The 8360-nt window shown below is 40.1% G+C and carries 6 protein-coding genes; 3 read left to right on the top strand and 3 right to left on the bottom strand.

Annotation, left to right across the window (positions count from 1 at the left end):
* Positions 1 to 99: 99 nt before the first annotated feature.
* Genes JM658_RS17275 through JM658_RS16325 form a run of 3 tightly spaced genes read left to right on the top strand, consistent with a single transcriptional unit; the run spans position 100 to position 2048 of the window.
* On the top strand, positions 100 to 558 hold the full coding sequence (locus JM658_RS17275; protein WP_262911783.1) for a MauE/DoxX family redox-associated membrane protein: 459 nt from the start codon (positions 100 to 102) through the stop codon (positions 556 to 558).
* 53 nt (positions 559 to 611) lie between these two features.
* Positions 612 to 899 (top strand): DUF6520 family protein, encoded by a 288-nt coding sequence (locus JM658_RS16320; protein ID WP_236960806.1) that lies wholly within the window; start codon positions 612 to 614, stop codon positions 897 to 899.
* A 45-nt stretch (positions 900 to 944) separates the two neighbouring features.
* Complete coding sequence (locus tag JM658_RS16325; RefSeq protein WP_236960808.1) at positions 945 to 2048, top strand: hypothetical protein; 1104 nt, start codon at positions 945 to 947, stop codon at positions 2046 to 2048.
* Between the two features lie 23 nt (positions 2049 to 2071).
* Here the strand turns inward: JM658_RS16325 and JM658_RS16330 are convergent, their stop codons facing one another.
* From JM658_RS16330 to JM658_RS16340, 3 genes are all read right to left on the bottom strand, one after another.
* On the bottom strand, positions 2072 to 4993 hold the full coding sequence (locus JM658_RS16330; RefSeq protein WP_236960810.1) for an amidohydrolase family protein: 2922 nt from the start codon (positions 4991 to 4993) through the stop codon (positions 2072 to 2074).
* 154 nt (positions 4994 to 5147) lie between these two features.
* Complete coding sequence (locus JM658_RS16335; protein WP_236960812.1) at positions 5148 to 6593, bottom strand: RagB/SusD family nutrient uptake outer membrane protein; 1446 nt, start codon at positions 6591 to 6593, stop codon at positions 5148 to 5150.
* 12 nt (positions 6594 to 6605) lie between these two features.
* Positions 6606 to 8360, bottom strand: a 1755-nt coding sequence (locus JM658_RS16340; RefSeq protein WP_236960814.1) for a SusC/RagA family TonB-linked outer membrane protein, incomplete at its 5' end; no start/stop codon positions are given.

An 8360-nucleotide genomic window follows, 5' to 3' on the forward strand; every position in this document is an offset into this window, starting at 1 on the left:
TACTTTTTTTATCCATAATGGATAACGATAGCTTTAAAAGCTTTTATAAATTTACCATTGATTCACTCATCCGGCGCTATTTAATCTTATTGTCTGCTTATGAAAGTGCGCCGATATCATATTTATAGTACAGAGATCATTTGTTTCCTGTTCGTCCTTTTATTTTCCTATGCTGCTATCAGTAAACTTATGGACTTTGAATTATTCAGAGCCCAACTGGGTAAATCTCCCTTGTTAACGTCAATAGCCGGATGGGTGGCTTGGGGGATCCCTTTATTAGAACTGATCATAGCCTTGGCTCTGATTACTCCCAAGTTTAGATTGTTAGCATGCTATGGCTGTTTAAGCCTGATGAGCCTCTTTACCATGTATATTGTGATAATTCTGAATTTTACAGATGATATCCCATGTGCGTGTGGAGGGATTCTAGAAACGATGGGATGGCAGGAACATCTGATCTTTAATAGCATTTTTATCATCCTGGCCACTATCGGAATACTCCTCCACCCCAATTCCTTCAATCAAAATAACCTGACTAAAAATACTGTATCGCGATAAGAAAGGGGAAGCCGAAAACCTTAAAGAGTAGGTATCATTAAAATACAACCATTATGAATTTTAAAAATGTAAAAATCGGAATTGTAGTCTTTGCAATTGCCATAGGTACGGCATTCGCAACAAATACTCATGAAAAAACAAGTGAGCCGACAGCAATAGATAACCTGGCACAAATGGGCTACTATAAAATCCCGACAAATCCACAGGAATGTCAGGAATTTAGAGAAGTACCATGTAGTCCCGTTCAAACAGAAGAATTGTGTGAATATGTAGTTGAAGGGTTAGGGCTACAACAGATCTATGATGAGAATTGTTCGCCTTTATTCAAAGAACAACAATAATCTTAAAATTCAGTTGGGGTAGGTTTACTATCCCAACTTTTTCACATGCTTAAGAGCAAAATCTCCTATATCATCCTTTCCATAAGCCTAGGCGCTTTCATTCCGATCCTTCTCTGGATTCAAATAAAAAATACTAGCGTCAAAAGCTATGATTTCAAACGGGAATTTGAAACAACAACCCTTATTCCTATTGATACCATTTCCCTCCCTTACTCCGAATATTATTTGGCAGGCTATTCCAAAACATCACTTTTTCTGGGACACCGACGCGCTGTTGGACATCTGTTAAAAGTTCAGCTAAATACCCGAAAGACATTCTCTATCTCCCTAAACAATCGTATTCCCTACAATGATAAAGTGCGCTTTAATCCCAAAGCATTAAAAAGTACTTTTTATGATAATCGGATATTTCTCAGTGATGGGTTTCATAAAACCCTGTTGTATACCTATCTGGATTCCATTAATACCCCTTTAAACGAAATTCCCGTTGCCCTTACATTTACAAAATACACCCCCATCAGTGCAGATACTTTCATCTTTGAGGTCTTTGATGATTCCCTTAACCAAAATGTTCTTATGAAATACTCCTCCAATGGTCAAGGTGCTTATCCTGTAAAGTACATCCCTAAAAAACAAATAGACGGTATCTTTTGTACCAATGGAATTCTCCTATACAATAAGACCTACCAAAAACTGATACATATATTTCTTTATCGCAATCAAGTTGTCTTGCGAGATACCACCCTAAACCCTTTCATCACTACAAAAACCATAGATCCCATTGAAAAAACCGATATGGTAGTATCCTTTCTTAACGACGGAAAAAAACATGTACTGAAAAACCAACCTACTAAAGTAAATAAACATGCGACAACCAGCGGAGCCTACTACTACATACACTCAGCAGTTAAATCCATATCCGAATCAAATGCTATCTTCAGTTCTCATAGCGTTATTGATCAGTACAACATCACCAATGGTACATACATAAAAAGCTTTTATATTCCGCATTATAACAATGAGGCATTTCGGTATTTTCAGGTGATCGGTGATTCCATCTACACCCTCTATGATAAAAAACTACTGATATATAAAATAAAAGCCTCCGCAAAACCATACCATAAACATGCGGAGACTCTTAAAAATTAATCCTAAATCAATACTGCAATCATTTATTTTTCAGGCCATATTTGCTGCAACGAACCCGGCTGCCTTAAAAAGCCATTTTTCATAACCCCGTCAATAGATAAACTGTTCTCAATATCCAATAGTGGATTCTTGTTTAAAATCACCAAATCAGCTAATTTCCCCTGTGCTAAAGAACCTAATTCCATAGATAGTCCCATAGCCGTAGCAGCTGCAATAGTTGAAGATGCCAAGGCTTCATATGGGCGCATACCTCCACGAGCTAACAACCACATTTCCCAGTGCAACTCGATTCCGGGATAACCGGTATGGGAACCCGCCGTGATAGGCACTCCCTTTTTGAATAAACCGACATCCCGTATGGCGTAATCATACCCCCTAGAACCTTGCGGAAAAACAGTATCAAAATCTGCTTTTTCTCCTTGCCGCGAATCAGTTAGCAATCGGTCTCCAAAGCGATTTTTTATCGTCTCTGGATAATATGTCCGATCTTTATAATTAAATAACAACCTTTTAAAAGCGCCTGATTCTGTAATGAGTGTGGGAGTGATGCAGATCTTTGAAGCCTGTATCAATTTTGATAGATCACCATGAATCGTTCCCAGAGAAAAACTGTGTTCCATCCCATTAAAGCCATCAAAAAAGATAGACTGGTTGCTTAAAGAACTATTATCCCGACTGTTATGCGCCGTAATCCGAAGACCTGCCTCCCGGGCAGCCCGCACCATCCACTGCCGCTCACCCCTGGGGTAATCATCATGCACCTTAAATAAAATACCACCCATTTCCCGATAGGTATTGGCTTGAGCCAAAGCATCCTTATAAGAATCAAACCGCACCTCAAAAGAAGACATGGCAATGGCTCCGTATATTCTTGGAGCCAACATCAAACCAGTCTCCGAGAGTTCATGGTACCCATAATAATTATAAAAAAAAGCAGGGTTGCGACTCGTGGTAACACCAAAATTTAAATCTTCCCGATACGCCCACCAATCTCTAGTTACCACCCCTTGCGGTAAGAACTCATGGGCATGCATATCAATCATCCCAGGAATGATATATTTTCCGCTCACATCGATTACCGTTGCCTCTTTCGGAATCCTAACATTATCCACAGGACCAATATCTACAATACGGTTATTTTTAATCAGGACGGTTCCCCTACCTATAACAGAATCTTTATCCATAGTAATCAGTGTTCCCCCTGTTAAAGCCAGTATTCCTGCGGGTATTTTTTTGGGTACAGTAAAATCAATAGCTGTCAGGGTATCTAAATATTTCTTAGCCACTCGAATTGGAATCTTATTATTGGAAGGATTCTTAACAGCTTCTTTAAAAGCCATAGATATATCTGCCTGTATTATCCTATTCCCAGAAACCCAATGCAATTGTTGACTGTCTGAACTCCATTGCAAGTCCACACCCCCGACTTGAACTGATAATTTTAAAATGGGAACATCCTTTATATCATGCGCTAAGGTTATAGGAAAAGTCCATCCTGGAAGTAGCGGTGCCGTATAAATATTATTTAAAAGATGATAGGCTACATACCGACCATCCGGAGAGACCACCACCTGTTCGGTATCTGCATGGGTAATAGCCAAATCCTTCCGATCCCAAGTAAGACAATCAATAGCTTCCAGTACCCGTTTGCCCTTATCCTCCCTTAAATACATTAAATACCGGCCATCAGCACTAAAGGAGATTGAATTGTTCAGCCGAATAGCATCAGAGATTAAATGATCAGTGCCCGCTTTGAGATCCCATATATACAAGCTTCCTTTTGAAAAAGCTATAGGGCGATCAGATATTTTTTGATTGGTCTTAAATGCAGCAATACGATTTCCGTCAATAGACCATTTGGGATGTGCATAGTAGCCTGAATCTTTAGTTATTTTTTTTACCTGCTCCCCCTTTAAGTCCGATATAAATAAATCTCCTTCCCGATTTTTCGGATCAAAACTGACATAAGCTAATTTCTTTCCGTCCGGAGATAAATCCGGATGATAAACCCCTATATCCCAATCAATGATCGGACTGACCTTCTTACTTGTTAAATCCATCCGGTAAATTTTTGATAAGGCAGAGAAAATCACTGTCTTTTGATCCGGCAGTATCGAAACATCCCTGATATACCGAACCTTTAGAGAGTCCTCAATCGTATATTGAAATGGAATGGGCAATCTATGTTGTACCGCTACATTGGCATGAAACGGAATAATCACATCCGTTCCGGTTTGAATATTTATACGATGGATTTTTCCCCCGTAACTGATCAAAATACTTTTAGAATCCGGAGTAAATACAAAACGAGGCCAATAAGAATTCCATCGATCCATATTTGACAATAGCTTTCGGTGGATTCCGGTTTTAAGATTTACAAGCTCCAGATTAATGGCGCCTCCTTTCTTGTCCGAAAATTCATATTTATTCACATAGGCCAGCCACCTTCCATTCGGGGAAAGCACCGGTCGGTTATACCAACTTGACTTTGGAGACAATTGTTGGGTATGCTTGCCATACGATGAAAAACATTGGATTCCGTTGGTATTAGAACAAAGGGTATCTTTTCCCTTAAAAGACAACTCCCCTCGAAGGCCGATATCTAGATCAGCACTCCCCCTTTGGAGGTAGTATATTTTTCGATTAGCCAGAAGTGCCCCTCCATCGGGATGCCACTCCAAACCGGTTCTAAAACCTATAATCTTTTCATCGGTAAGTTTATGTTTGTTATTTCCATCGCTATCCATCAACCATATATTGGTGACTCCCCCTGCATCACTTAGATAGGCAATCTTAGTGCCATCATGAGAAAAAACCGCACCGCTGTTCCAGGCCATGCCCTCTGTCAGTTGCACCGCTTCCCCACCTCCCACAGGAATGGTAAAGACCTGTCCGAGCAAATCAAATAAAATGGTTTGCCCATCCGGTGCTATATCCAAATTCATATCAGTACCTTCCTCTGTAGCTATGGTACTTTGTATAATTTCTGAATCAGACTGACTTGTCTCTAAGTCTATAGCAGATCCACATGAGATTATCATACCAAAAGAAAGTCCCCATAGTAGCACCCTAACCCAGACTGTGGCGTTGTAATATATGCTATGATGAGTACCCATCGTTCTGAGTCAGGTTAGGATTGGTAGTGATTTCCTGAAGTGGTATAGGGTACAAAGCATCCATGGGCTCCCACACTTTATCATAACTCTCCAATACTTCCTTACTACCACCAGAGCGTTTTAAATCCAGCCATCGGTGTCCCCATTCATTAAACAGTTCCAACCTGCGCTCCCGATACACTGCCTCCATCAACGATTCTTTATCGGTGAGCGGTAGTAAAGAAGCTGCTGCCCGACTTCTGACTTGGTTCAAGTCTTCCAATCCTAAGGCTAATTTCCCTTGCTGGATTCTGGCTTCCGATCTTATAAGATACTGCTCCGCCAAACGTAAGACCATGGAGTATTCTGAAAGTACCTCTGCATTTTTAACCTTATACTTATAACTAAAAGTATAAATACCGGAATCATCCGTATAATGACCGATCCAATGTTCACGCCTTAGATCAGTAGCTTCAAAAGCTGCCTCCAGTTCCTTGTTCATAGCCACAAAACTTGGTTTAGAAGTCAAAATCAATAGATTTCCTTCATTGGTGTTTTTTCCTCCAACCACCGGCATAAGCTGCCAAAGGGTTTCTCTGCTGTTCTTTAAAAAGACATCTTCCACAGAAGGTAAGCTGTATAAGTTCGCTTGTGAAATCACTTCCCCGGCCATGGTCTCTGCTTCGGCCCACTGGCCACCGTAGAGATATACTCTGGCTAATAACCCCATAGCCGCAAAGCGGTTGGGGCGTACACGTTCACTGTTATAACGCTCATAAGTCTCAGGTAAAAACTCCACTGCTTTTTTTAAATCCTCCACCATAAACCCATAGATATTCGATGCCCCAGAGCGTCCTAACAATTGATTGGTTGGGTAATCCGTAGTAGTAACCATCGGGACATCACCAAAGAGATTTGTCAAATAAAAATAGCAAAATGCCCGCACAAAATAGGCCTCTCCTTCTAATGGCTCACGTTCTTCAATATTTATATCTGGATTATCCCGTAAGCCTTCAAGTATCGCATTGCTTTTATAAATACTAGCATAGATATTATCCCATAAGCCAGATCTGACAAATGAATTGTCAGCCGTCAGTGCTAAATTGTAAAACTCTCCATAGGTGCTCTGCTGCGTGTACAGTTCAAATTCATCTGCCGATAATCCGCACAAAAAGCCTACACTTTGAGTAGCTCCACTAGCAAAGCCTATTGTAGACATCATACTACTATACATCCCTACTACAGCTGCATCCGCAGTCTCTGCTCCTTTAAAAACAGAAGTTCCCGAGATCAAATAGTCAGGATCTTCTAATTCAATCGAATCACAAGCTCCAAACCATATGCACATAGACAAAGTTATTATATAAATGTGTCTTGGAGATTTAAAAAATTGGGCATCAAAGGTCCTTAGCCCCTTAAAAAAATGATATATTTTATAGTATACAAACATGATTTTTTTAATTTAAAATGTTAATTGCACCCCTAACATATACTGTCGAAGGGTTGGTAATGAAGTACTCGAGGAAAATTCAGGGTTTAAACCGCTATACCCTGTAATGGTAAAGAGGTTTTGTCCCAATACATATAACCGCATATCCATTCCCGGGAGTGTATTCTTAGGAAGTGTATATGAAAGGGAGATATTTCGAAGCCTTATAAAAGAGGTATCTTCACGGGTGTAATTGCTTGTAAGTGCATCATAATAAGCGAAATAAGCATCTCCATAAGTGGAAGTGAGTTTTTGAACATCCGTTACATCTCCGGGTGATTGCCAGCGTTCCAATACTGCTACAGGTTGATTCGATATAAATCCCGGCGTAGAAAAAGCTAGCATTGAATTATACTGACGCTGTTTTACAAATTGAAAAAAGAAAGACAAATCCCATAGTTTGTATTCAAAACTATTGTCCAGTCCCCCAAAAAAATCAATTCCTATATCCCCCGTACTTATCAAATCATCTGAAGTGGTTATACGACCATCATCATTTTGGTCTTTGACCTCATAGACTCCCGTATCGGGATTCACTCCGTAAAATTCATAGTTCTTTGTATCCAACAAGGAATGGCCAATAGTATAACTTCGGGCATAAGGCGATTGATCCAAATTAGGGTACTCTAGTAAATTATTTCTTAAAACTGATATATTAAAGTTGGTGTGCCAGTTAAAGTTTGCACCTCTTATATTATCGGTTTGAAGCTGAAATTCCCAGCCTGTGTTTTCAATGGTCGCAGGTAAATTTGCCTGTACCGAATTAAATCCAGTGATTCCCGGCAAAGGCAATCCCACCAGTTGATTTCCGGTGCGATTTCTAAAATAATTGGTGGTTAAAAAAATACGATCATTGAAAAAGCCCAGCTCTATAGCAAATTCCAGCTTGCGGTTGGTTTCCCATCCAAAATCAGCGTTTTTAGCTCGTATGGGAGTCAATCCACTGACTCCCTGATAGGGATAAATAGAAGTTTGCCACAAATCCATAAACTGATAATCCCCAATCTGATCACTTCCGTTAGTACCATAACTACCCCGTAACTTTCCAAAACTTAAAAATGGTAATCCCTTGTTAATAAAATCCTCATTGGAAAATAACCATGCCAAACCAACAGCTCCAAAATTGGCAAAAGCTTTACCCGGACCGAAGCGACTAGAACCATCCCTTCTTCCCGTAAGATTTATTATATAACGCTGGTTATAATTGTAATTCAGTCGGATAAAACCAGCCTTATACTCATATATATTTTCCTGTGACCTGCGTACCTGAACCTCCGAAGCCCCTTGAAGGTTCTCTAACATTAAATCACTGGTATAGCCCGTACCGCGAACCACCAGAGTCCTATCAACCGACTTCTGAAAGGTGCCACCGACCATGGCCTGTAACCGGTGCTCACCCCAAGACTTTTCATAAGCCAGCTGAGGTTCCAATATCCAGGTACTGCGGCCTCCGGTATTGACCGTTGAAGTTCGACGATTTCCTAAAGTATTAGGATTATAAGAAGATTGCGGGGTGGTTTGTACCTCATAGATATTCATGGTATTGTACCCAGCATTGAGTATTCCCTTAAGACCTTTAATAAATTCATAACTCAGATGCGCATTCGCATTGAAGGTCTCTATTTTAGAGGTATAGGTCTGGTAAAAATCAGCCATGGGATTATCCCAAGTGTTATCAGCCCAATTCAGTTCTCCGTTATCATTATATAAACTTGGTGCGTTCGGAGG

This window comes from Joostella atrarenae, from assembly GCF_021764745.1.
Classification (GTDB): domain Bacteria; phylum Bacteroidota; class Bacteroidia; order Flavobacteriales; family Flavobacteriaceae; genus Galbibacter; species Galbibacter atrarenae.